The sequence below is a fragment of the Actinokineospora xionganensis genome, from assembly GCF_014323725.1.
GTDB classification, from domain to species: domain Bacteria; phylum Actinomycetota; class Actinomycetes; order Mycobacteriales; family Pseudonocardiaceae; genus Actinokineospora; species Actinokineospora xionganensis.
Map to the genome: position 1 here is coordinate 1 of NZ_JABVED010000063.1, position 570 is coordinate 570.

Sequence of the window (570 nt, forward strand, 5' to 3'; positions counted from 1 at the left end):
CATGGGCGAACCCCTCGCCAATTACAAGCGCGTGGTGGAGGCGGTCCACCGCATTTGTGACCCGGCGCCCGAAGGTCTGGGCATCTCGCACCGGTCGGTGACGGTGTCGACGGTCGGTTTGGCCCCGGCGATCCGCAAGCTGGCGGACGAGAAGATGCAGGTCCGCCTCGCGGTGTCCCTGCACACCCCGGACGACGAGCTGCGCGACACGCTGGTGCCGGTGAACAACCGCTGGTCGGTCGACGAGGTGCTGGAAGCGGCCCGCTATTACGCCGACGTCTCAGGCCGACGGGTGTCGATCGAGTACGCGTTGATCAGGGACATCAACGACCAGCCCTGGCGCGCCGACCTCCTGGCGAAGCGCTTGCGCAAGCACTTGGGACAGCTGGTCCACGTCAACGTGATCCCGTTGAACCCCACCCCGGGCTCCAAGTGGGACGCGGCGCCGAAGCCCGTGGAGCGCGAGTTCGTCCGCCGGGTCAACGCGGGCGGAGTCGCCTGCACGGTCCGCGACACCCGCGGCCAGGAAATCGCCGCCGCCTGCGGCCAACTCGCCGCCGAAGGCTGACC

1 protein-coding gene is annotated in these 570 nt (G+C 69.1%); it reads left to right on the forward strand.

All coding sequences use genetic code 11. The annotated features are described in order from the left end of the window. The coding region (locus GPZ80_RS31900) for a 23S rRNA (adenine(2503)-C(2))-methyltransferase RlmN (protein ID WP_187224816.1) at positions 1–568 on the forward strand (568 nt) is incomplete at its 5' end. Positions 569–570: the final 2 nt, after the last annotated feature.